This is a genomic window from Halalkalibacter akibai JCM 9157 (genome assembly GCF_000513135.1).
Lineage (GTDB): Bacteria > Bacillota > Bacilli > Bacillales > Bacillaceae_D > Halalkalibacter > Halalkalibacter akibai.
Genome location: NZ_BAUV01000016.1, coordinates 39306 through 62520, shown reverse-complemented (window position 1 = coordinate 62520; position 23215 = coordinate 39306). Strand labels below are relative to the sequence as shown.

General features: G+C 35.3%; 20 protein-coding genes. 2 read left to right on the top strand and 18 right to left on the bottom strand.

All coding sequences use genetic code 11. The annotated features are described in order from the left end of the window. Positions 1 to 6: 6 nt before the first annotated feature. The 15 genes from JCM9157_RS10775 to JCM9157_RS10710 all read right to left on the bottom strand — a co-directional run bounded on the left by JCM9157_RS10775 (position 7) and on the right by JCM9157_RS10710 (position 16606). Complete coding sequence (locus JCM9157_RS10775) at positions 7 to 1029, bottom strand: Gfo/Idh/MocA family protein (RefSeq protein ID WP_035664620.1); 1023 nt, start codon at positions 1027 to 1029, stop codon at positions 7 to 9. Between the two features lie 121 nt (positions 1030 to 1150). Next, positions 1151 to 1876 carry a ThuA domain-containing protein gene (locus JCM9157_RS10770; protein WP_035664618.1) on the bottom strand — a complete coding sequence of 242 codons (726 nt, stop codon included), beginning with the start codon at positions 1874 to 1876 and terminating at the stop codon, positions 1151 to 1153. 156 nt (positions 1877 to 2032) lie between these two features. Further along, positions 2033 to 3022, bottom strand: coding sequence for a LacI family DNA-binding transcriptional regulator (locus tag JCM9157_RS10765; protein WP_035664612.1), 990 nt, complete (start codon positions 3020 to 3022; stop codon positions 2033 to 2035). Positions 3023 to 3055: 33 nt separating this feature from the next. Then, the gene (locus JCM9157_RS10760; protein ID WP_081734136.1) at positions 3056 to 3883 is read right to left on the bottom strand and encodes a response regulator transcription factor; all 828 of its coding nucleotides are present in this window, start codon (positions 3881 to 3883) and stop codon (positions 3056 to 3058) included. Then, entirely contained in the window at positions 3861 to 5630 is a 1770-nt protein-coding gene (locus tag JCM9157_RS10755) for a sensor histidine kinase (RefSeq protein WP_035664611.1), read from the bottom strand. The genes JCM9157_RS10760 and JCM9157_RS10755 overlap by 23 nt, the downstream gene beginning before the upstream one ends. Positions 5631 to 5742: 112 nt before the next feature. Further along, the gene (locus JCM9157_RS10750; RefSeq protein ID WP_035664610.1) at positions 5743 to 7041 is read right to left on the bottom strand and encodes an ABC transporter substrate-binding protein; all 1299 of its coding nucleotides are present in this window, start codon (positions 7039 to 7041) and stop codon (positions 5743 to 5745) included. A 72-nt stretch (positions 7042 to 7113) separates the two neighbouring features. After that, complete coding sequence (locus JCM9157_RS10745) at positions 7114 to 7941, bottom strand: carbohydrate ABC transporter permease (RefSeq protein ID WP_035664607.1); 828 nt, start codon at positions 7939 to 7941, stop codon at positions 7114 to 7116. Beyond that, complete coding sequence (locus tag JCM9157_RS10740; RefSeq protein ID WP_035664678.1) at positions 7941 to 8813, bottom strand: carbohydrate ABC transporter permease; 873 nt, start codon at positions 8811 to 8813, stop codon at positions 7941 to 7943. Before JCM9157_RS10740 ends, JCM9157_RS10745 begins: the two co-directional genes overlap by 1 nt. A gap of 327 nt (positions 8814 to 9140) precedes the next feature. Continuing rightward, positions 9141 to 9524: a hypothetical protein gene (locus JCM9157_RS10735; protein ID WP_035664606.1), complete on the bottom strand. Its 384-nt coding sequence runs from the start codon at positions 9522 to 9524 to the stop codon at positions 9141 to 9143. A 352-nt stretch (positions 9525 to 9876) separates the two neighbouring features. Beyond that, positions 9877 to 11544 carry a glycoside hydrolase family 13 protein gene (locus tag JCM9157_RS10730; protein ID WP_035664605.1) on the bottom strand — a complete coding sequence of 556 codons (1668 nt, stop codon included), beginning with the start codon at positions 11542 to 11544 and terminating at the stop codon, positions 9877 to 9879. Positions 11545 to 11750: 206 nt separating this feature from the next. After that, positions 11751 to 12767, bottom strand: coding sequence for a LacI family DNA-binding transcriptional regulator (locus JCM9157_RS10725; RefSeq protein WP_035664604.1), 1017 nt, complete (start codon positions 12765 to 12767; stop codon positions 11751 to 11753). 216 nt (positions 12768 to 12983) lie between these two features. After that, positions 12984 to 13859: a sugar ABC transporter permease gene (locus tag JCM9157_RS10720; protein ID WP_235714917.1), complete on the bottom strand. Its 876-nt coding sequence runs from the start codon at positions 13857 to 13859 to the stop codon at positions 12984 to 12986. Position 13860: 1 nt separating this feature from the next. Further along, positions 13861 to 15192, bottom strand: a complete 1332-nt coding sequence (locus tag JCM9157_RS10715; RefSeq protein ID WP_235714914.1) for a sugar ABC transporter permease — start codon at positions 15190 to 15192, stop codon at positions 13861 to 13863. Between the two features lie 119 nt (positions 15193 to 15311). Further along, positions 15312 to 15458 (bottom strand): hypothetical protein, encoded by a 147-nt coding sequence (locus tag JCM9157_RS25300; RefSeq protein WP_235714907.1) that lies wholly within the window; start codon positions 15456 to 15458, stop codon positions 15312 to 15314. Between the two features lie 23 nt (positions 15459 to 15481). Then, positions 15482 to 16606 (bottom strand): sugar ABC transporter substrate-binding protein, encoded by a 1125-nt coding sequence (locus JCM9157_RS10710; RefSeq protein ID WP_052013087.1) that lies wholly within the window; start codon positions 16604 to 16606, stop codon positions 15482 to 15484. A 381-nt stretch (positions 16607 to 16987) separates the two neighbouring features. Between JCM9157_RS10710 and JCM9157_RS10705 the strand changes: the two genes are divergently transcribed. Further along, the gene (locus JCM9157_RS10705; RefSeq protein ID WP_035664602.1) at positions 16988 to 18757 is read left to right on the top strand and encodes a glycoside hydrolase family 13 protein; all 1770 of its coding nucleotides are present in this window, start codon (positions 16988 to 16990) and stop codon (positions 18755 to 18757) included. Positions 18758 to 18827: 70 nt separating this feature from the next. Here JCM9157_RS10705 and bioB read toward each other — a convergent pair whose 3' ends face one another. Next, complete coding sequence (gene bioB / locus JCM9157_RS10700; protein WP_035664601.1) at positions 18828 to 19835, bottom strand: biotin synthase BioB; 1008 nt, start codon at positions 19833 to 19835, stop codon at positions 18828 to 18830. Positions 19836 to 20091: 256 nt separating this feature from the next. After that, the gene (locus JCM9157_RS10695; RefSeq protein ID WP_369384726.1) at positions 20092 to 21345 is read right to left on the bottom strand and encodes a glycosyl hydrolase family 18 protein; all 1254 of its coding nucleotides are present in this window, start codon (positions 21343 to 21345) and stop codon (positions 20092 to 20094) included. Positions 21346 to 21495: 150 nt separating this feature from the next. Between JCM9157_RS10695 and JCM9157_RS10690 the strand changes: the two genes are divergently transcribed. After that, positions 21496 to 22407 carry a CAP domain-containing protein gene (locus JCM9157_RS10690; protein WP_035664600.1) on the top strand — a complete coding sequence of 304 codons (912 nt, stop codon included), beginning with the start codon at positions 21496 to 21498 and terminating at the stop codon, positions 22405 to 22407. A gap of 65 nt (positions 22408 to 22472) precedes the next feature. On the opposite strand, the gene hpf is transcribed toward JCM9157_RS10690, so the two are convergent. Next, positions 22473 to 23030 (bottom strand): ribosome hibernation-promoting factor, HPF/YfiA family, encoded by a 558-nt coding sequence (hpf, locus tag JCM9157_RS10685; protein WP_035664598.1) that lies wholly within the window; start codon positions 23028 to 23030, stop codon positions 22473 to 22475. Between the last annotated feature and the right edge of the window lie 185 nt (positions 23031 to 23215).

Here is a 23215-nt window from a genome sequence, read left to right as displayed (position 1 = left end):
AATTTTTTATAAACTTGTTATACGTTTCGTTTCATTTGATTCAAGGGCAGCGAGTACAACTTGAAGCGACTTCATTCCTTCTTCACCAGAGATTACAGGTTCAATGTCCTCAACGATAGACGTAACAAACTGGTCTATTACTTGTGTATTTGTTTGTCCACCCGATTCATTTGTCTGAATTCCACCTAATTCGTATTTTACAATTTCCCCTGTTTTATATTGAACAACAAGTGAGTTAGTTGGATCATCTTCAATACGAAGAATGGCTTTTTCTCCATAAATAATCGTAGAGTTATCTTCTTTTTGATAAGACCAACTAGCAGCTAATGTACCAATAATGCCACTTTCTGATTTTAAAACACACACAGCCGTATCATCTACATCTGCATTTGCTTTTGCACTTGTTTCAATAAATGCTCCGACTTCCACAAATTCTTCACCAAGAATAAAGCGTAATAAATCAGTTTTATGGACTCCTAGGTCACCCATCGCACCAATGAATGCCTCTTCTTTTCTAAAAAACCAGCTATCTGCCCCGTCAGCACTCCATCTTTCTGGACCACCATGACCAAATGCTGTACGGAAGCTATAGATTTTTCCTACTTCACCATTTTCAATTAATTGTCTTGCTTTTTGATGCGAAGGAACAAAACGTTGATTATGAGCAATCATTAGTTTTTTATTGTTTTCTTTTGCTGCTTTAATCATATTCTCAGCTTCTACCTGTGATGTAGCCATCGGCTTTTCACAAAGAACATGTTTACCCGCTTGTAATGCAGCAATCGAGATCGGTGCATGTAGGTAGTTTGGTGTACAAACGCTTACAGCATCAATATCAGATACTCTTAGCAACTCTTCGTAGCTTGTGTACGCTTTTGCATTGTATAGTTCTGCAAATTCATTTACTCGTTCTTCATTAATATCACATACAGCGACAATTTCTACCTTGTTATTATTTGCATATTCAGGTAAATGACGATGCTTTGCAATACTTCCACAACCAATAACGCCTACTTTAATTTTACTCATAATAATTTCCTCCTAATAAAAACATATATTTTTAATTTATATATTTACTATAATTTCTAACTAGATCCATTGCTTAGACTGTACATAAACTCAACAGCCTACTCTAAATTAGTTATGAAACTCAATTCTTCTCTTGAATTTCTTCTAGAGGTTTTGCATTTCCATAAACAGGCATATTTCTTTCTGTTGGTTTAGCCCACTGAACAGCATTTGATATGACACGCTGAATTTCTTCGTTATGGTAAGTTGGATAAGTTTCATGTCCCGGACGGAAATAAAATACCTTCCCTTTACCTCTTTGGTATGTACAAGCACTTCTAAACACTTCTCCACCTTCGAACCAACTCATCATTATTAATTGGTCAGGTGCAGGAATGTCAAAGTGTTCACCATACATTTCTTCTTTTTCAAGTTCAATGTACTCGCCAATCCCTTCAACGATTGGGTGACTAGGATCAATTACCCATAATCGCTCTTTATCATCAGCTTCTCTCCACTTTAAATCGCAAGTTGTTCCCATTAAAGTTTTAAAAATTTTAGAGAAATGTCCTGAATGTAGAACGATCAAACCCATTCCCTCTAACACTCTTTGCTTCACTTTATTTACAATAGCGTCTTCTACCTCTTCATGAGCTAAATGTCCCCACCAAATTAATACATCAGTAGAATTTAAAACATCATCACTTAAACCATGATTAGGTTCATCAAGTGTAGCCGTCTTAACATTTACCGATTCTGTAGTTAAAAAGTTTGCAATGGCCCCATGAATTCCTTCTGGATAAATTTCACGAACGACAGGGTTCTTTTGTTCATGACGGTTTTCATTCCAAACGGTAACATTCAACATATAAATCCTCCTATATTACACCTATTATTTTGTTTGAATTTCCTGCCTGCAAATTGAAAAAGTATTTGTGAGATCGTTCCCACATCAATCATTTTTTCTGAGATCGTTCCCACAACACCACTTTAAAATGTGAAATCGATCTCAGCTTGCCTTTCATTAAACAGATTGTCTTTTAACAAGTCTAATTGGTAATTCATAAATTTGGTCTTGATCATTAACTATATCAGAATTTAGCATAGATACCATTACTTCCATCGTCTTCTTACCCATATCTTTAACAGGCTGTTGGATAGTTGTTAATGCTGGCTCCATTAACTCTGCAATCGGTTGATCATCAAAGCCAATTACTGCTAATTCATCTGGAATACTCACTCCAAGACTTTTAGCTTCCTTAATAATTCCTGCGGCTATTTCATCACTTCCTGTGAAAACTGCAGTAGGCCGGTTTTTCATAGCAAACAGAGTTTTTAAGATGTCTTTTCCGCAATCAATACTATAAGACGACGGGAAAAACCAATCTTCTGACATAATCAGTCCAGCTTCTTCCATTGCTTTCATAAAACCTTTTTTTCGATCTATACCTAATTCACTTTCCGTTCCACCACAGAAGGCAATTTTCGTATGACCACTTTCAATTAAATGCTTAGTACCTAAGTAACTGCCCTTTACTTGATTCAACCGAACAATAGGAACGGTAGCCTCCGATTTATATTCATTGCATAATATGATCGGTCCCCATTCCTTATAAGGGGCAATGGTCTCCCAATCATTTTCAATTGCAGTAAAAATTAAACCATCGACTTGTTTCGTTTTTAATAAGTTTAGAAAACTGAGTTCCTTTTCTTCATTTTGCTGAGTTTGACAAATGAGCAACTGTAACCCATGTTCAACTGCAACTAAATCCAATTCTTCAATTAAAACAGGGAAAAATGGATTTGTTAACCTTGGGACAAGTACAGCAATCGTATCGGTTTTCTGTCTTCTCAAGCGTTGCGCTGATGAATTAGGATAATACTCTAATTGTTTCATTGCAGCATACACGAGTTGTTTTTTCTTTTCTGAAACATAGGGATGATGATTAATAACCCTAGAAACGGTAGATCGCGATAAGCCAGCTAACTTAGCTACATCTTCTATCGTTGCCATTAGACCCTCCTTCATCATAGTCCCGCAAACTTGTTAACGCTTACTAAAAAGTTTCGGCACTTTCATTCTAAAGCAATCTTTTTTAGATGACAATAGTATTTTGTTAAATTCTTCTGTTATTATCATAGATTTTTTTGCGGTAATGTTACGAAATTCCTTCGGGGTAATTCCCTCCATTTTTTTAAATACTTTTATGAAATACTTATCATTTTGGTAGCCAACTTCTTCTGCAACTTCATAAATTTTTAATACTGGATTTCTCAAAAGTTGTTTTGCATGTTCCATTCTAACTTTTGTAACATAATCAATCAGCGTCTCTTGATATTCTTGTTTGAATTTTCGAGAGATATATTCTCTACTCAGGAAAAAACGATTAGCTATATCTTGAAGTTTTATATCTTCGCGAAAATTTAATCTAATATATTCCTCAATTTGTTGTACTGTATTTTTCTCTTTTTCAACAGGAGATATAGAAATAGCCTTATTTTGTTCTTTCCACTCGGTTATGGCTCTTTGTATTGTATCATTTAGCTCAGTTGGATTAATCGGTTTTAAAAGATAATCAAAACCACCACAGGTAATCGCATTTTTTGTATATTTAAAATCGTCATATCCACTTATAACAATGACCTTAGCATTTAGTTTAGTAGTGTGAATTTTTTTTAATAACTCAATTCCATCACAACGTGGCATATTCATATCCGTAAAGATAATTTCAGGTTTGTGCTTCAAAATTAAATCCATAGCTTCATGCCCATCTGCTGCTTCTAATACGGTTGTTACATGGAATCTATCCCAGTCAGCTAATAATAAGAGCCCCTCACGTACATGTTTCTCATCATCGATGATAATCGCCTTCATGAGTAACCTCCCCCAGTTTTATTGGAAGCCTTATAAGAACAAGAAAGCCACCTTTATTTCGATTTTGGACTTTAAACATGATATCTCCCGTATAATACAACCTCAAGCGTTCATATACATTTTTTAATCCTATATTGGACCCGCTAATGTGATTAAGTTTCAGCTGCTCTTGAATCTCCTTTAATCTGTCTACTGTAACTCCAATTCCATTATCGCTGATTGAAATAAACAAATGTGAATCTTTCTGTTTGCATTTAATTTTGATTATGCCTTTTTCCTGACGATTATCGAAGCCATGTTTGAAGTAATTTTCTACGATTGGTTGCAAAATCATTTTTGGTACTTTTGTATAAAGCGCCTTTTCGTCTAAATCAATAATAAATTCAAGGTCATCTCCGAACCGTTGCTTCTGCAAAAGTAAATAAGCTTTCGTGTAATTTACTTCTTTCGCTAATTCCACTATATCTTCTTCCATATTCATGCTATACCTCATAATCTGTGAAAGATCAGTAAGAGAAGAATAAATCTCAGGTACTTTACTTTTTAACGCCATCGTTCCAATCGATTGTAAAGTATTATAAAGAAAATGTGGGTTAACTTGAGATTGAAGGACTTTTAATTGATTTGTTTTATTTTCTAATTGTAATTTATATTCTCTATTAATTAGTTGATTAATTTTTTCAACCATTGCCTTAAAACGGTCACCTAAAATTCCAATTTCATCCGTTCCAAGAGAGTGAAATTGAGTTTGCATGTTCCCTTTTTCAATCTGCCTTATATTTTGCATAAGAATTCTAATCGGTGAAGTTATTTTAAAAGAAACGAATAACGTAGAAAGAACAACTAGTAATAAACCAATGATTCCAAAGAAAATATTAATCATCGCTACACCGTATGCGCTTTCATAAAGGGTCGTAAATGGAATACGCTTGACTAATATCCAGCTTCCTGTAGCTTCAGAAATGGTGTCATACACGATTACTCCATCAAAAGACGAGTCTTTCCAAACAATTGTGCCACCTTGTTCGTTTCCTTGTAATAGAGATTCTTTCCAACCTGATTCACTCTGAGTATGCGCTCCAGTTTCTGAGTTATAAATAAAATTGCCTTCTCGGTTTAAAATGTAAAATTCCTCTTTGCCTTCATGGTATAAATATTTACTAAGCTGATTAATTTTATCTGGCCTAATTTCTAGTGAAACATAAGCTAAAATATCTTGAGCGGGGACGTCTCTAAAAACTCTGTGAATAGTAAAGCGATTAAATTCATTTAAAGGTTCAATATATAGATTAGCAGAATGATTTCGAGCTTTTTGATAATAATCAATTTCATCATGATCCATTAATTGTGTGTAAATGATAGCAGAACGTTTTGAGGCTGTTAACATTTCTTGATGCTTTACTATTAACAAGGAAGCTCTAAATACACTTTCTTCACTATATAGTAGGGAATGTAAAATGCCAGGAGCTATGCCTCTAGAAATAAACCCGTCTGTTTCATTTTTCCGAAGAAAATTCATGAACTCAGGATTACTATAAAAAGAAAACGTAAAATTATTTAATTCCTTTAAATAGCTTTCAATGTTTATTTTCCCTTGATATAAAAGATTAATATTTTCTTGAATTGATTGATCCTTTAAAGATTCTTTTGTATAAAGATAGGTAACAACGATAGAACTCCCAAATGGGATGACTGTAATGAGAAGTAATATCACGATTAATTTATTTCTAATGCTATTTTTAAACAATACTATTCCTCCTAGCGTTCCCCATGAGGAAAGTATAAGCCAGAAAACATATCTACGTATAGATATGTTTTCTGTTTTCTTAAAGTTATTGTTTTCCCTTTACTTGCACTTCTTATTTCTTTAAATTATCCCAAGTTGCTTGGAACTTCTCTAACACTTCATCATACTCAATTTGCCCTGCAACATACTCTTGAATGGCAGCTGCGAAATCCATATTGGCGCCATCTGGCCATCTAAACCAAGTCCAAGGGATTGTTTTATCTTCTACTGAATATTCTAAAATAGACTCCCCTAATGCACCCAAACCAGCAGGCTCAATATTATCAAAAGCAGGGATAAAAGCAAATTCTTCCGTCATGTAACGCTTACCAGTTTCTGAAGAAACCATCCAATCTAGTAGTAGTTTAGCCTCTTCAAGATTTTCAGAGTTTTTATTAATAGCCCAGTTATTCGGAACACCAACAGGGATCCGATTCGCTTCAGCCTCATCGTTTAAAGGAATAGGTAGGAAAGCCATGTTAATCTCTGGATTAATTTGATAGATCATATTTTCAGTCCAGTTACCTTGTTGAAGCATTGCCGTTTCACCAGAAGCAAATAAAGTGACTTGAGTATTGTAATCTGTCGTTAGTGGATTGTTGTTACCGTATTTAATTTCTGTGTCAATAACTTGTTTGAAATCTTCAAAATGTTTGTTTCCGATAAATGTTTCTGTCCCATCGTTTAATCCTTCAATAAACGCAACAGGATCATCTTGCTGGGCAAATGGAATGTTTAATAAATGTTGTCCAACGACCCACCATTCACCATATCCTGCGGCAAAAGCTGTAATTCCAGCTGCTTCTAACTTTTCTACAGCTTCTTGTAAATCAGACATGGTTGCTGGAGCTTCACTTATTCCAGCTTGCTCAAATAGATCTTTATTATAAACAAATCCATAGCCTTCTAGATTTACAGGCATGCCATAAAGCTTACCATCTTCATCAGTCATTGGTACTTTTCCAATTGGTAACAAATGTTCAACCCAAGGTTCATTTGAAAGATCAGCTAAATGTTCTTTCCAAAGACCAAGTTCGTTAAATCCACCATTATTAAAAATATCTGGCTTTTCCCCAGAAGCAAATTTTGCCTTTAGAGCTGCACCATAGTCTGCACCTCCACCAACTGTCTCAAGCTTTACCCTAATATGGGGATGTTCTGCTTCAAACTCTTTTAACATTTCTTGAAGTTGATCAGCAATCTCGACTTTAAACTGAAAGAAATTTAACGTAACAATCTCTTCCTTTACCTCTACTGGAGTTTCACCATCAGAATTTGGTTCCTCGGTTGAACTTCCCGTATCACTAGATGAACAAGCAATGATACTAGCTAACATTAACATTGAAATGCAAAGAAAGAATAGTCGTTTCATCTGCAATTGCCCTCCTCTAAATCCATTTTTATTTTATAAAATTTTGTAGTAAGAAACTACAAAGTTGTTAACTTATTTAATAGATCCTGACGCAATCCCTTTAATGATGTGCTTTTGCAAAAATAAGAAGAATAAAATAACAGGTGCAATACCGAGCACTAAAGCTGCAAGTCCCATATCCCATTGTTTTGTATACTGAGCGAAAAATGAACTAGTTGCTAAAGGAATCGTTCGCAGTGCTGGATCTTGTAATACAAGTAGTGGTAACAAATAGTCATTCCAAATCCAAAGAGTATTTAGAATGATAACGGTTACAGTTATAGGTTTTAAAAGTGGAAATACAATTCTCCAGAATACTCCAAATTGAGAACACCCATCTATCCTTGCTGATTCCTCCACTTCAATAGGTACTGTCTTTACAAAACCATGAAATAAAAACAGTGATAATGGAACGCCAAATCCAAAGTACATGATGATAATGCCAGGAAGGCTATTCATAATACCAAGCATTCCCCCTAGTTTTACGAGCGGAATCATAACTGTTTGAAATGGGATTACCATTGCAGATACAAAAAATACGAACAATATTTTGCTGAATTTACCAGGTGTTCTTACCATTTTCCAGGCCGCCATGGAACTAATAATCACAAGACCCACATTGCTCACGACGGTGATAATGAGTGAATTCCAAAACGCTCTAGGAAAATTCAATATTTCCCATACCTTTTGATAATTAGAAAACAACCATTCATTAGGTAAAGCTGCAGCATCTATTAATATTTCTGAAAACCCTTTTAAAGAATTCACAATGACAAAGTAAAAAGGAATAAGAAAGAGGATCGCAATTAGAATCGCGAAGACTTCTAGAATAAATGTTTTACTCGTATATTTATTATTCATTACGCCTCAACCTCCCTTTTCTTCGTAATCATGACTTGGACAGTTGTTACAATGGCAACAACGAGAAAGAATAAAATTGACTTAGCTGATCCTAGTCCATAGTTATTATTTGTAAAAGCTTCTTGATAGATATTAATAGCTACTGACTGCGTTGAATTAAAAGGACCTCCTCCAGTTAACGATAAGTTCAAATCAAAGATTTTAAAGGCCATCGAAATCGTTAAAAAGAAACAAATTGTAAAAGCTGGAAGTATTAACGGTATAATAATCTTTGTTAGTATCGTTACTGGGCTAGCTCCATCTATTTTGGCTGCTTCTAGTAAAGAAGAATCTACTCCTTGAAGAGCCGCTATATAAATGACCATCATATACCCACTTATTTGCCATGCAAATACGATGACAATTCCCCAAAAAGCTGTTTTGGCATCTCCTAACCAAGGTTGCTGAAAAAAAGCTAGGTTCGTTAAATCACCAATTGCTGCAAAACCCCTAACAAAAATAAATTGCCAGATAAACCCTAGCAACAACCCTCCAATTACATTAGGAATAAAAAAGGCTGTTCGTAGCATGTTTCTTGTTTTCAGAGCAGAATTTAATAAAAGAGCAAACGAGAAACCAATAATATTACTAATTACTACTGCCGCAAACATAAATTTTGTCGTAAACAAGAAAGAGTCAAAAAACCGATCATCATTAGTAAATATCCGTGCGTAGTTAGCAAATCCTACCCATTCCGTTGTAGAACTAATTCCATTCCATGAAGTAAAAGAATAATAAATCCCCATTACAAATGGGATTATTTGTATGACTAGAAAGAATAAAAGTGCAGGTCCTACAAAGGCCAAGTACGTTAATATTTTTTTGAATTTTATTTTGTTTTTAGTGGTAGATCTTTCTAAGTAGACCTCTTTTTTTTCCCCACGTACTTTAACCACTTCACTCACCTTTTTTCACCGCCTTCAATATTGTAATCGCTTTCATATTTTAATTATAAAGCTCATTGCAAAGAATAAATACTTACTATATTGACTTAAAGGTGCAATATATTGACCTCTAATAAAAAGGCGTTATCCCAAAAGGTCTATATAGGACCCGTTTGGAATAACCCCGAGACAATATGAGAGATTCTACCTTCCTTCTATAGAAGTATTTGACTTCTTAAGGTGAGTAGCGTTCTGCAACGTTTCAGCTTTTAGATATTAATCTTCCGGTGTTACCTCTGTGTGAAGCGCTTTAAAAAATTGTAAAATAGCTTTGTAACTACTTCCCAAATCACCAAATGATCCCTGTTTTGCGCAGTAAATATCAATTGCTGATTTTACAGGATTAATTTTAAAGATGGTGACAACCATAATTGATGAACCCATCCCTTGTTTAACTAATGTGACCTCACCTCGTTCTTCGTCAATCTCTGATATTTTCCAATTCGGAAATTTATTGTTATTGACAATCTTTTTAACTTGTTCAATCATTACTTCTCGACTTTTTTTATAGTAACGCGTTTTTAATTCGGGCAACTTCGGTTTTTCTTTTGTTTCCTCATGATTTTTCCATAAACCTACAAGAGTTCTTAATGCAGACATATTCTCCTCCTCAATTCATTCATATATGAACTAGCTTTTAAACGTTTTATAATGGATATGTATACTATAGACGATACACTAAGACGGCCATTAATTCAATTCGAAAAAAGCTGTTTGTGTACGTTTCCTAATTATTAATAGAGAGAGGCATCATATTTAGTAAACTCGAAGCATTGTTACGTATAATTCTTTTCATCTTTTTATCAGATTTCTAGAAGTTCGTTTCATTCCGCTACACTCAGTGGAAAAAAAAATATACCACCCACTAACCAATAAACACCAAAGTGCAAAAATACCATTTTATACAGAAAGAAACCGTTGCTTATAACGGTTTCTTTCATTGTGTCTATTTTTATTTAACTCTATATACTCTTGCTTCATAAGGTTTTAACTCAAACTTAGTCTCTGAGTCATTTAATGGTTCATTCATATTACTTAATAATAACTCTACAGAGCAATTATTAAATTTAAGAGGTAACTCACAATCTGTGCTTTTTGCAAAGAGGTTTGAGAGGATTATAAATTTCTCGTTCCCTAATGTTCTAGTATAAGCATAAATTTGATTGTGACCTTCTAAAATTAGCTCATATGTTCCATAGATTAACGCTTCATTTTCTTTTCTTAGTTTTATTAACTCTTTATAAAAATGATAAATAGACTGTGAATCTTCTAGAGATTGTTCTACATTAATCTCTTTGAAGTTGGGATTTACTTTTAACCAAGGAGAGCCGTTTGTGAATCCAGCTTTTTCTTCGCTAGTCCATTGCATTGGAGTTCTTGAATTATCTCTTCCGTTTTTCCAAATTACTTTCATTATTTCTTCATGAGCGGTTCCGCTTTCAATTTCATTTCGGTAAAGATTCTTGATTGCTACATCATTATAATCCTCAATTGCATGAAATTGAACATTTGTCATTCCAATTTCTTGACCTTGATAAATAAAGGGAGTTCCTTGCATTAAGAAATACATCGTTGCTAACGCTTTAGCTGATTGAACACGGTATTCCTGATCATTTCCCCATGTTGAAACAGAACGTGGTTGATCATGGTTCTCTAAGAATAATGCATTCCAACCCAATCCATCTAGCCCATTTTGCCATTTTGAAAGAGTTTTCTTCAGAGCTGGTAAATCCAAGCCACCGTCTACACTTTTTCCCCATAAATCTAAGTGCTCGAATTGAAAAATCATATTAAAACAGCCATCGCTTTCTCCCACCCATTGTTCGGCCTGTTCTACTTTCACTCCGTTCGCTTCTCCAACAGTCATAATATCGTATTTTTCAAATGTTTCTTTCTTTAATTCATTTAAAAAGACTTGTATTCCTTCTTGATTCATATGACCGTCTAATGAAGAAACATATTTTTTGTTCTTTGGATTAGGTAAATCAGGGAAACCAGGAGCTTTCTTAATATGTGATATAGCATCAACCCTAAACCCATCAATCCCTTTATCTAGCCACCAATTTACCATCGCATATAAATCTTTTCGAACTGCTGGATTTTCCCAATTTAAATCAGGTTGTTTACGTGAAAACACATGCATATAGTACTCTTGTGTATTCTCATCAAATTCCCATGCTGAACCACCAAAGATAGATTCCCAATTATTTGGTTCTTGTTCCTTAGTTCCTTCGTGCCAAATGTAATAGTCTCTATAAGGATTATCAATTGATGAACGTGACTCTATGAACCATGGATGCTCATCTGATGTATGATTAATAACTAAATCTAAGATTAATTTCATATTGCGAGCATGTACTTCTTTTAAAAGTTCATCAAAATCGGCCATTGTTCCGAAGTCTTCCATTATTCCTTTATAGTCGCTAATGTCGTAACCGTTATCATCATTAGGCGAACTAAAAATGGGACAAATCCAAATAACATCAATCCCTAGATTTTTCAAATAATCTAATTTTGTAATGATCCCTTGAATATCACCAATACCGTCTCCATTAGAGTCCATAAAGCTGCGCGGATATATTTGATAAGCTACGGCTTCTTTCCACCATTTTTTTTGCATATTCCTCTCCCCCTCTTCTATAACATTAAAATACCACATACCAACAAATTGCGCAATCGTTTGCATTAAGGTTTTTTAATTGTTTTTACTTTTATTTTTATATCCTATAAGTTCTTTATGAACAAACATTTGCATTTATACAAAAGTAGTTTAAACGAAGAAAAAGGGATACCCCAAAAGGTCTATTTTGACCTCTGGAATAACCCTTATTTACAAGATTCACGTTTCACTAATTTATGTGGCACAATCACTTGTTGCTCTCCTAATTCAGGTAACTTAATTTTATTTATTAAACAATTAGTAGCCTCAAAGCCTAGTTCATAAATGTGGATATCGACAGTTGTCATAGTTGGTGAAGAAAGTTCTGAAATCATCACATTATTAAAACTAACAATCGACATATCTTTAGGTACTTGCACGTTCATATCTGCAAGCATTTTCAAAACGCCAAAAGTCATGATATCGTCCGCAACAATTAAAGCCGTTGGTCTTTCACCGAGCGACATTAATTCTATAACAGCATCTTGCCCGCCTTCTAGAAGTTCTTCGTGATGAACAATATATTCCTGTCGAACAGGAATGTTTGCATTACTTAAAGCTTTTTCATACCCTTTCATATGGTCGATCGTAACAACAAAATCTAGATTTCCACCTATGAACCCAATTCTTTCATGACCAAGGAGCATTAAGTATTCAGTTACTGTTTTTGCCGCTTTAAAGTTATCATTATTGACAAAAGTAACTTGTTCTTCATCTATATTATGGGGTCTCCCAATTAAAACAAATGGAAATTTCTGCTCAATTAAAAATGGCATGACCTGATCGTTCACTCTTGAATACAAGAGCAAAATCCCATCAACTCGTCCACCATAGACCATATGTTTAACTTCTTCTAGTATTTCTTCTTCCGTTTGCCCTGTTGATAAATAAAGACCGTATCCCTCTTGATATGCTTTCATACTAATTCCTCGTATAACTTCTGGAAAGAACGGGTTTTGAAAGGCTATTTTTGCAGAATTAGGCATTACAATCCCTAATGTTTTCGTGCTTTTATTTGCTAAGCTTCTAGCATTGAAGTTTGGATGATACCCTAACTCTTCCATTGCTTTTCTAACACGCTCTTTTGTTTTTTCACTTATACGAGAACTATTCGCAATAACTCGAGATACCGTCGACGGAGCAACATTTGCCCGTTTAGCGACATCTTTAATAGTGACCGCCATCGGTATCACCTCCTACCTCTAATATCTATTTTAGCGTTTACATTCTTAATAAACAATCTATTTTCAATAAGAAAGGGTGACGTAAGGCTATTTTTACCTTAACCGTCACCCTAAACGTTATTTTATGAAGCCATTACAACCCAGAGTAATAGCGCTGAATATAAAAACAAACCTATTCCAAGCAGCATAATAATGATAGATATGATTTTAAATTTCTTAAACAATTATACCACCTATTCTATAAAACTTAGCCTTTTCAGCTCCTGCAGTTAGTCCTTCCACAATATAGCGTTGGAATACAAAGAACAACACCATTAATGGAATCGAAATTAACACAGCTCCGGCTGCGAAGACAGTGAAATTGTTATTCGCCTGACCTGAAACTAATGTAAATAAACCTTGCGCTAACGTCCAGTTACTGCTAGATCTTAAAATAACTTCAGCCATAATAAAATCCATACTAGCTCCAACAAAACTATTAAACGCAATAAAGGCAATAATTGGCATCGCTAAAGGAAGCATGACTCTGACAAAAATATCTGTATTGGAAGCACCGTCTATCCTAGCCGCTTCCATTAAACTATTTGGAATCCCATCAAAGAATCCTTTTACGATCCAAGTATTAAACGCTACACTTCCAGCAGCTAAAACTAAAATATAACCAAGATGCGTATCCAATAGATTAAAAGCACCAAGTAACGTATAAATAGCGATCATTCCCATAATAGTCGGGAACATCTGTAAGATAATAATCGCCATTAACCCTTGTTTCTTACCTTTAAATCTAAACTTCGAAAATGCATAACCTGATAATACTCCAAATACAGTTGAAATAGCCATATTGGAAACAGCAATGAACATCGTATTTTTATACCAAGTTACATAATCATGTTTTTCGAATAATGCTTTGTAATGACCCCAATTCCAATCTGCAGGGCTTGGGAAGATTTGAGACGAATGCAGTGAAGAACCTGGGTTCACTGATCCAATAAAGATAAAGTAAACAGGAAACAAACAAATAATCGCAAGTGCAACTAGTATCGTATATACAATGATGTAATTTATTGTTCTTTTCACTTTCGTACTAAACATATTACGCATCCCCTTTCAAGGCTTTGGTATTGCGTAAATTGAAATACGCAAACCCAGCAATTACAAGGAACACCACTAAAGCAACAGCAGATGCAATGGCATATTGCCCGTTATCGAGCGTCATCTTAAAGATCCATGATAAAAGGATATCTGTATGACCTGCATAATTATAATTGGCGTTCGTCGGTCCACCTTCAGTCATTAAGTAAATAAAAGTTAACTGGTTAAAGTTAAATGCGAAGGTAAAAACCATTAGCGGTACTGCCGCTACCATTACAATTGGGAAGGTAATTTTGCGAAACTGTTGAACAATTGTCGCCCCATCAACTTCAGCAGCTTCATATAACTCTTTACTAATCGTTGTAAGAACTGCTGTAAATAGCGCCATCCAGAACGGAAATCCTAACCATAGATTAGTTAGTAATACAGCTACTTTTGCCCAAGTCGGATCTGAAAGCCACGGAATCGGATTCAAACCAACTGTTCGTAACATTTCGTTAATAACTCCAAACTGGCCATTGTACATATTCCTAAAGATCAAGATACTAACAAAACCAGGTACAGCCCAAGGAATAATGTATATATTTCTCCAAAACTTCGTATACTTCACTACTTTTTGCGATAAAACAACTGCGACAAATAATCCAGCAAATACTACAATTAATGTTGATAAAACTGCCCAAATGATCGTCCAAGAGAACACACCTAAAAACGTCCCTCTCCAAGACTCCATCGTAAATAATCGAAAGAACTGTTCAAAACCAACCCAGTCTACTAATGCTCTCGGAGGTAAGTAGTTAGGTGAAGAAAAGTTTGTAAAAGCAATTAAAGCTGTAAACACAAGCGGAAAAACGGTTAATAGTAACATCGCGATAGCGGTTGGAGTAATTAAAATATAAGCATACCCATTATCCCAAATGTTACGGAATGATTCTTTAAAATTAGGAATTCTCTCACCTTGCTCACGTAATTTACCAATCAAATAGGCGTCACGAATGCTAAAATACCAGATCCCTAATACAGCTAGTAAAACAATAAGCATCATTAAACCTTCAGCCATTAATAAAATGGAATGGTCTCCTTGTTCAATAATGCGTCCTCGTTGCCTTACTTGAGGCGTTTCTCCAAGTGTGATTAATCCATATAAACCATTTGCGATTGGTTTAACGAAAAAGATTAACACGACGATTTCAAACGCCACCCAAACGATACCTTTCCAATATTGCTTATTATAAAATTGACCAAGTCCCATAAAGAAAACAGACAGCAACGCTGCTATTTTGCTATGGCTTTTGTCTTTATGGGACATTTGAACTTCCTTATTTGTTGACACAATAATTTCCCCCTTCAGAACATAAATTCAATGAAATTAGATAATCAGCAAGTGGGTTTAGGGGGATAATTCCTATAAACCACACTCGCTGATTTTTTATCATGTATTAATCGCTGTAACTATTGTTGTTGTTCTGCGATAGCCGTTTCAATCGTACTCACTGCACGATCTAAAGCTTCCTGAACATCAACTTTTTGATTCCAAATCTCTGTGAATGCTGCATGCATAGGATCCCATACAAGTGGCATTTCAGGAATATTTGGCATTGGAACAGCGTGAGTTGCTTGCTCTAAGAAACAACAGAAATTGGATTACTTTGAATATCTTCATGCTCAACTAACGCTAGACGTGGAGGTAATGCACCAGTAATTTCATACGAAAGCAGTAAATTCTCTTCGTTCGTAATAAATTGAGCTAATAGAGACGCAGCATCTGGATATTCCGTATAAGCATTAACATAAAAACCACGTGTTCCAGAGAAACTAGTTGGATTTTCTCCATTACCTAGTAATGGTAGTGGCGCTACTTCAAAGTTCACTCCTGCATCTTCATAACCACGTACAGCCCAAGGACCATTAATATCAAACGCTAGATTACCTTCTTCAAACAAAGCTGTTCTTACATCGTAAGTAATGTCTTCAGCTGCCATGCCAGGTGTTATTTCATCACGAAGACGATTAAATACATTTTCCATCCCTTGTACGGCGCCTTCATTATTTAATCCAATTTCAGTAGGATTTGTTCCTTCATCACCAAATACGTAAGCACCATATCCACCTAGGAACCCGTAGATGAAGTATAGATTAGCTGGCTCCATCATAAAACCATACTGGTTTCCTTCAGTTAATTCGTTCGCTACTTCAAATAATTCTTCCATTGTTTCAGGAGCTTGCTCTACTAAATCTGCGTTATAATATAGCGCATATGTTTCAATTCCACTTGGGTAACCAAAAAGCTCTCCATCAAATGAAGTTGCTGTAATGGCAGCATCCATGAATTCAGCTTCATATTCTTCAGGGAAGAAGTTCTCAAGAACTAACCCTGCGGAAATAGCACGACCAATACGATCATGAGTAGAAGCAAAAACGTCACCAGCTAAACCTTGTGGACCATCAGTTGCTAAACGCTCAGGTGCTTCTTCTTGGTTTACTTCCTCTACTTGAACCGGAACACCATATTCAGCTTCGAATTTCTCGGCCATTAACTGTGCCCATTCTAGTTGCTGATCACCATCACTCCATAAAAGTAACTCAGCACCCTCTTCAGGTACGATTTCAAAATCAACAATCTCTTCACTAGTTCCTTCATCAACTGTTTCTTCAGGTGCAGCCTCTTCCTCAGTTGCCCCTCCACATGCAGCGAGAACTAATGATAATGACAGTGACAATGTGATTAATTTGGTTTTCTTAAACATTTTCTCTTACCCCCTAAATAATTTATCTTCTACGTGCAAAATCAGTATTCAAAGTTGCTCTTTAATAAAGAACAGTCATCAATTAACCAACCTTGCACAAATGGCGCAATCGTTTGCATTGATGCTTTTAAAAAAAGCATCCGTTTGCTATAATGTGAAAACGGTTGCACCAGTTGAGTTTTATTATACGTGCCCTTTCCGTTATTGACAATACCTTTTTTAATTTTTTTTATTTTTTTATGAACGATACTTATCTTCCAATCTACTCCATCTAGAAAGCAACTTTTTGTGCAAACGCTTGACACTGTACTTCAAAAAAAGTATCTTGATTGACAACAGGTCAAAAAAATCAAGAACTAAATAGAATAAAGGAGTTTTTACATGTTAAAAGAAGCTGTCTATCACCGACCAAAAAATGAATATGCTTATGCCATTAACGAAAGAGAAATTCAAATTCGTCTCAAAACAAAAAAAAGTGACATGATTAAGGTCACTTTGTTATATGGAGATCCTTATGACTATGATTCAAAACGTAAAAGCTGGATCTTCGAACGAGAACATATGGTTTTTAATGGAAGTGATCAGCTCTTTGACTATTGGTTAGTTACCATTACCCCAAAAAATCGTAGACTGCGTTATGGTTTTCAACTTGAAAGTGAGACAGAAATACTATATTTCACTGAGAAAGGATTTTTCTTAAAAACGCCAACTGATGTCGGCTCTTATTTCTGTTTTCCTTTTTTAAATGCCGTTGACGTTTTTACTCCACCGAACTGGGTCAATAATACAGTCTGGTATCAAATTTTCCCAGAACGTTTCGCAAATGGAGATGACTCCATTGATCCAAAAGGAACTTTAGCTTGGGGAAGCGCCCCACCTACTCCCTCCAATTTTTTTGGTGGGGATTTTCAAGGGATCATCAATCATCTCGATTATTTAGTTGAACTAGGAATTACAGGATTATATTTTACTCCTATCTTTAAAGCATACTCTAATCATAAGTACGATACGATCGACTATATGGAAATTGACCCACAATTCGGGGATAAAGCCACTTTTAAAAAGCTCATCGAAATGTGTCACGAACGAGGAATTAAAGTGATGCTAGACGCTGTTTTTAATCATAGCGGCTTCTACTTCCCACCATTTCAAGACGTGATTGAAAAAAATGAAAAATCTGCTTATAAAGACTGGTTTCATATACACAATTTCCCTGTAAGTACTATAGAACCAGCTTCCTATGATACCTTTTCCTATGTTCCTTCTATGCCAAAATTAAATACTGAGAATAGAGATGTTAAAACCTATTTATTAAATGTTGCTAAGTATTGGATTGAAGAATTTGATATAGACGGATGGCGATTAGATGTCGCCAATGAAGTAGATCATCATTTTTGGCGTGAATTCAGGTCTGTCGTAAAAAAAATTAAACCTGATGTTTATATACTTGGAGAAATCTGGCACGATTCGATGCCATGGCTTAATGGGGATCAATTTGATGCCGTAATGAATTACCCTTTAACGAATGCTATTACAGCGTATTTTGCTAAAAATGAAATCACTACTACTGAATTTATACATTCCGTAACATCTATAGTCAATCTTTACCCTGAAACAGTTAATGAAGTTCAGTTTAACTTACTTGGTAGTCATGACACTCCAAGAATTCTCACTTTAAGTCAAAATAACAAAGCCAAAGTGAAATTGCAGATGCTCGTTCAATTTACAATGGCTGGCACACCGTGTATTTATTATGGAGACGAAATTTCTATGACTGGTGAACAAGATCCAGGTTGTCGAGAGTGTATGATTTGGGATGAATCTAAGCAGGATTCAAATATGTTTTCTTTTACAACTAAACTAATTGCTTTACGAAAACAGCATAATTTATTACGGACTAACGAGAATTTTCTTTTTCTCGAAACTCCAGACGATGAAAATGTTATTTTCTACAGAAAAAAAGACAGAAATGGCGAGATTATTGTTTTAATTAACCATAACAATTTTGAAAAAGAATTTCTTTTACCTGAAGAGTACCGAAATAGAGTTGCTCTCAATTTGTGGAAAAACCAAAAAGAGACCTTATCAACTACCCTTAATTTGAATGAGTTTGGATTTTTCCTTGCTCAATTCTCAAATGAAACAAAATAGCATAAAGAAAGGAGGTATCTCATCCGGCTTCAAACCTTGAGATACCTCTTTGTTTGGCAGTTTACTCGTATTAACAGGGATTCTTCAATGACTCCTTCATTTCTTCTACCGTCTCCACTTCAAAACCAAGGTCCATCAACATCCTATGATCCATCGTCTCTGCTTGTCCTGCAGTTGTTAAATAATCACCTACAAAAATTGAATTGGCTGCATAAAGGCCTAAAGGTTGTAAAGACCTTAAGTTTACTTCGCGTCCTCCAGAAATTCTAATTTCTTTTGATGGATTTATAAAACGGAACAATGCCAATACTTTTAAACAGTACATAGGTGTCAATTCATTGACGCCCTCTAACGGAGTACCATCAATAGCATGAAGAAAATTGACTGGGATTGAATCAGCATCGAGAAGCTTTAATTGCCTGGCCATACTGATGACATCTTCTTTTGTCTCTTTCATTCCAACAATAACACCTGAACAAGGAGAAATTCCTGATGCTTTCACCGTCTCCACTGTATTCACTCTGTCTGTGTAACTATGAGAAGTTGTAATAGAATCATGATGTGTTTCAGAAGTATTTACATTGTGATTGTAACGATCGACACCTGCTTCTTTCAAACGAGAGGCTTGTTCGGGTTTTAACAAACCAAGACAAGCACAGATTTTTAATCCATATGTACTTTTAATTTCTTTTACTGCGTCTACCACATGACTAATCTCTTTATTAGTAGGGCCTCTTCCACTAGCCACAATACAGTAGGTTCCGACATTTAACTCACTTGCCCGTTTGGCCCCAGCTAAAATGGTTTCTTTACTAACAAAACGGTAAGAGTCAATAGGTGCATCAGAAATAGAGGATTGTGAGCAATAACCACAGTTTTCTGGGCAAAAACCTGACTTGGCATTCATTATCATATTTAGCTTCACTTTACGACCGTAATAGTGTTTTCGAACTTGAAAAGCAGAATGCATTAATACCAATATCTCATCATCCGGACAAGTTAAAATTGATAATGCCTCTTTATCTGTTAATTCTTCTCCATTTAAAGCTCGGTCCGCAATCTCCATCCAACGATTCATCACTATTCCCCCACTTCAATTTTTGTTAACTATTTAATATTTTCAGTTTACAATATTTACCCAATTGCGTAAACCTTAAAAATTAATAAGTTAACAATAATCAGTGTAAGAACTTTCGATTGGTTAGTGATAATTTTAACACCCTAAATAATAAGAACACATACATAAAATGGCTCCTGTTATCTAAGGTGTTAATACTTCCTTATAAAAAAATGTTTTCGTTACACTCGTTTATTAACTTCAAAATTAGCATCTATTAATAACCAGTTTTGTGGAAAATCCACCCTAACACCCAATAATAGAATCCTCTTAAACCTAATTCTTTTACGAGATCAAATTTCGCTTGAATACTTCTAGCGTCTTCAAACCAGACTTCATGTTCTAACCCATCTTCATCAATGTAATTGAAATGAGGAGACTGAGCAGCTTCATCATACTCGATAATTGCATTGTAAGTTACGGCTAAGCGAATAGCTTCCTGATGATCAATTGCCCTCGCTCTTGTTTCTCCTGCAACAAAGGGCAAAGTCCAATCATAACCATATAATCCTATTCCCATCATAATCTTATCATTTGGCATAACAGAAGCAGCATATTCAATTACTCTTCGCACTTGATTTATTGGCGATACAGCCATTGGCGGACCACCCGTCCAGCCCCATTCATATGTCATCAAGAAAACAAAATCAGCAATTTCACCATGAGTTGCATAGTCATGACCTTCATATAAAACTCCCGTCATTCCTGGCTCGACAATTGGTGCAAGTGCACTAGATAAAAAATAGCCGCGCTCATCTAACCGTATTCTCGCTTTTCTCATCAGCTGATTGTACTGCTCGCGATTCTCTGCTCCTAAATACTCCAAGTCAAAATCTAACCCAAGATATCCTTTCTCCTCCATGATAGCAATCGCTTCATCTAGAAGTCGATTTTGTAACTGCTCGTTTTGAAGCACCGTAGTGACTAGCTCTGTATTAAAAGCTCCTTCTTCTAAATTGGCAATGACCATTAGAGGTACGACTTGATTATTGTAAGCAGCGTTTATGATTGCTTCTTCATTTATGGGAGTAAGCGAACCATCTGCATTTAATTCGTAACTGAAAATTTGAACATACGTAAGGAATTCTCCAACTTGATCAACGTATTGAGGTGATTCAGCCCCAGTAATCCCTAAATCTACATAAGCTCCAACATCTACAGCAGGTTTCTGTCTATTTGCATTAGGAATGTAGACCTTGTAGCCTGCAGGTAAAGTATTTATATTTCGTAAGTTATTTGCATTCAAAATACTTTGTTGTGATAACTGGTAACGTTCACTTAATGTTTTTAGATTCTCACCTGCTTCCACCCAGTGAAATCTACCTGTAATTGGTATAACAATTGCTTGCCCGACCACTAAACGATCTGGATTAGGAAGTTGATTAGCTTCAACAATAGCTTGAGATGAAATCCCATATGTCTGAGCAATATTCCATAACGATTCCCCTTGTTCTACAACATGAATTTGCACGTACTCAGCTCCTTTAACTCGTTTTATACCTATACAACTTTATTCATTTCTACCGAAACAAGTGCATGACCTTTCTAATCTCTTCTGTGAATTTTTATTGTAAAAAAGAAAATAATAAAAAAAAATAAATCTTTATAAAGGAGCATGACAATGTCAAAAAAGCAAATCCTGTTTTTTACCTTGAGTTTAGTTATATTGTTTATAACTGGTTGTAACAATGATAATGCAATGGAAGGTATGAATGTTGGGGAAGGACAAATCTCTAGTGATTACACTGCAGTATCGAGTGAAGAATTTCCACATACTAAACCTATTCAAGTTCAACATGCCAAGTATGATTTTGAAGTTGTGCAATCAGCTCAGCTAACACGTAATGAAATTGAACGATTGCTTCCACCTGAAATTGTTAATCATTTACCTAGAGGTATTGAACAATTTTCTCCAGAAGAAATTTCAAGACTATTACCTGAAGGTGTAACCCAATTAACGCCTGAGGAGATTGCGCAGAAACTTAGAGCTGGCACTCCAACACAACAACCAGGTCAAGGGGCACCTAGAGCAGAAACTCCTCAGCAACAACAACCTGAGGTTGCCGAGCCACCTAGGCAAACGGCACCAGAACAGCAAACTGAAACACCACAAGAAGAAGCTAGAACAGAAACAGAACAACAACCAACTCAGGGGATCACAGACCTTGAATCACAAGTCATTGAATTAACGAATGTTGAAAGAAGAAACAATGGTTTGCCTGATTTACAAGCTGATGCTTCTTTAAGTCACGTAGCAAGAGAAAAATCAAATGATATGCAACAAAATAATTATTTTTCCCATACTAGCCCGACTTATGGTTCACCATTTGACATGATGCGTGACTTTAACGTTTCCTATAACTCTGCCGGAGAAAACATTGCCCAAGGACAACGCTCACCCCAAGAGGTCGTTCAAGCTTGGATGAATAGTGAGGGGCATCGCGCCAATATTTTAAATGCTGAATATACCCATATTGGAGTAGGTTATCAGCAGACTGGTCATTATTGGACCCAAATGTTTATTAGTCGCTAAAAGAGTAGTTTAAGACCAAAAGCGTTACCAAATAAATGGTAACGCTTTTTTCTAGTAGCTTCGATTCAATTCGTTTCAATTAATCCATATTTTCCATCAGCACGTTGATACACAATGTTGGTTGACGTTGTTTCAGCGTCTGTAAAAATAAAGAATTGATGACCTAGTAAGTTCATTTGTAAAATAGCCTCTTCTGCATCCATTGGTTTTAAATTAAATCTCTTGGTTCTAACAATATGATCTACTTCTTCTTCATCTTGGAAGGACTCTACCTCAGGCTCCATTAAGAGAACGTTTGACATATCCCTTTTAACTGCTTTCACTTGACGGGGTTTGCGATTTACTTTTGTTTTATATTTACGAACTTGACGCTCTAATTTATCAACAATTAAATCAATTGCAGCATACATATTTTCATTTTGTTCTTCAGCTCGGAGTAATAAAGATTTTAATGGAATGGTCACTTCTACTTTTGTATTTTTATCGTATACTTTTAATTTCACTTGTACTTCTGTTGTAATCGGACCATCAAAGTATCTTTCTAACTTCTCAACCTTTTTCATAATGTAATCTTTGAGTGCATCAGTGACTTGTAGATTTTCACCGCGAATGTTAAACCTCATCTAGATCTCCTCCTACACCTTAATGAAACAGGTTTTCTGTTTCTATTTATAGAATACTCATTTTTGTCATTCTTTTCTGTGATATTCATCACAATCTCTATATTCCAAATAACTTGTATGTACATAAATATTAACATCTTAGCCATATTAATAAAGAAGAGATAGGAGCGCCCTATCATCTTCAT

Excerpts from the sequence above, each read along its gene's own strand:
- JCM9157_RS10750 (WP_035664610.1), bottom strand. The coding sequence starts at position 7,041 with ATGAAACGACTATTCTTTCTTTGCATTTCAATGTTAATGTTAGCTAGT.
- JCM9157_RS10705 (WP_035664602.1), top strand. The coding sequence starts at position 16,988 with ATGTTAAAAGAAGCTGTCTATCACCGACCAAAAAATGAATATGCTTAT.
- JCM9157_RS10770 (WP_035664618.1), bottom strand. The coding sequence starts at position 1,876 with ATGTTGAATGTTACCGTTTGGAATGAAAACCGTCATGAACAAAAGAAC.
- JCM9157_RS10760 (WP_081734136.1), bottom strand. The coding sequence starts at position 3,883 with ATGAAGGCGATTATCATCGATGATGAGAAACATGTACGTGAGGGGCTC.
- bioB (WP_035664601.1), bottom strand. The coding sequence starts at position 19,835 with ATGAATCGTTGGATGGAGATTGCGGACCGAGCTTTAAATGGAGAAGAA.
- JCM9157_RS10765 (WP_035664612.1), bottom strand. The coding sequence starts at position 3,022 with ATGGCAACGATAGAAGATGTAGCTAAGTTAGCTGGCTTATCGCGATCT.
- JCM9157_RS10775 (WP_035664620.1), bottom strand. The coding sequence starts at position 1,029 with ATGAGTAAAATTAAAGTAGGCGTTATTGGTTGTGGAAGTATTGCAAAG.
- hpf (WP_035664598.1), bottom strand. The coding sequence starts at position 23,030 with ATGAGGTTTAACATTCGCGGTGAAAATCTACAAGTCACTGATGCACTC.
- JCM9157_RS10745 (WP_035664607.1), bottom strand. The coding sequence starts at position 7,941 with ATGAATAATAAATATACGAGTAAAACATTTATTCTAGAAGTCTTCGCG.
- JCM9157_RS10725 (WP_035664604.1), bottom strand. The coding sequence starts at position 12,767 with ATGGCGGTCACTATTAAAGATGTCGCTAAACGGGCAAATGTTGCTCCG.
- JCM9157_RS25300 (WP_235714907.1), bottom strand. The coding sequence starts at position 15,458 with ATGCCAAATATTCCTGAAATGCCACTTGTATGGGATCCTATGCATGCA.
- JCM9157_RS10735 (WP_035664606.1), bottom strand. The coding sequence starts at position 9,524 with ATGTCTGCATTAAGAACTCTTGTAGGTTTATGGAAAAATCATGAGGAA.
- JCM9157_RS10730 (WP_035664605.1), bottom strand. The coding sequence starts at position 11,544 with ATGCAAAAAAAATGGTGGAAAGAAGCCGTAGCTTATCAAATATATCCG.
- JCM9157_RS10720 (WP_235714917.1), bottom strand. The coding sequence starts at position 13,859 with ATGTTTAGTACGAAAGTGAAAAGAACAATAAATTACATCATTGTATAT.
- JCM9157_RS10690 (WP_035664600.1), top strand. The coding sequence starts at position 21,496 with ATGTCAAAAAAGCAAATCCTGTTTTTTACCTTGAGTTTAGTTATATTG.
- JCM9157_RS10710 (WP_052013087.1), bottom strand. The coding sequence starts at position 16,606 with ATGTTTAAGAAAACCAAATTAATCACATTGTCACTGTCATTATCATTA.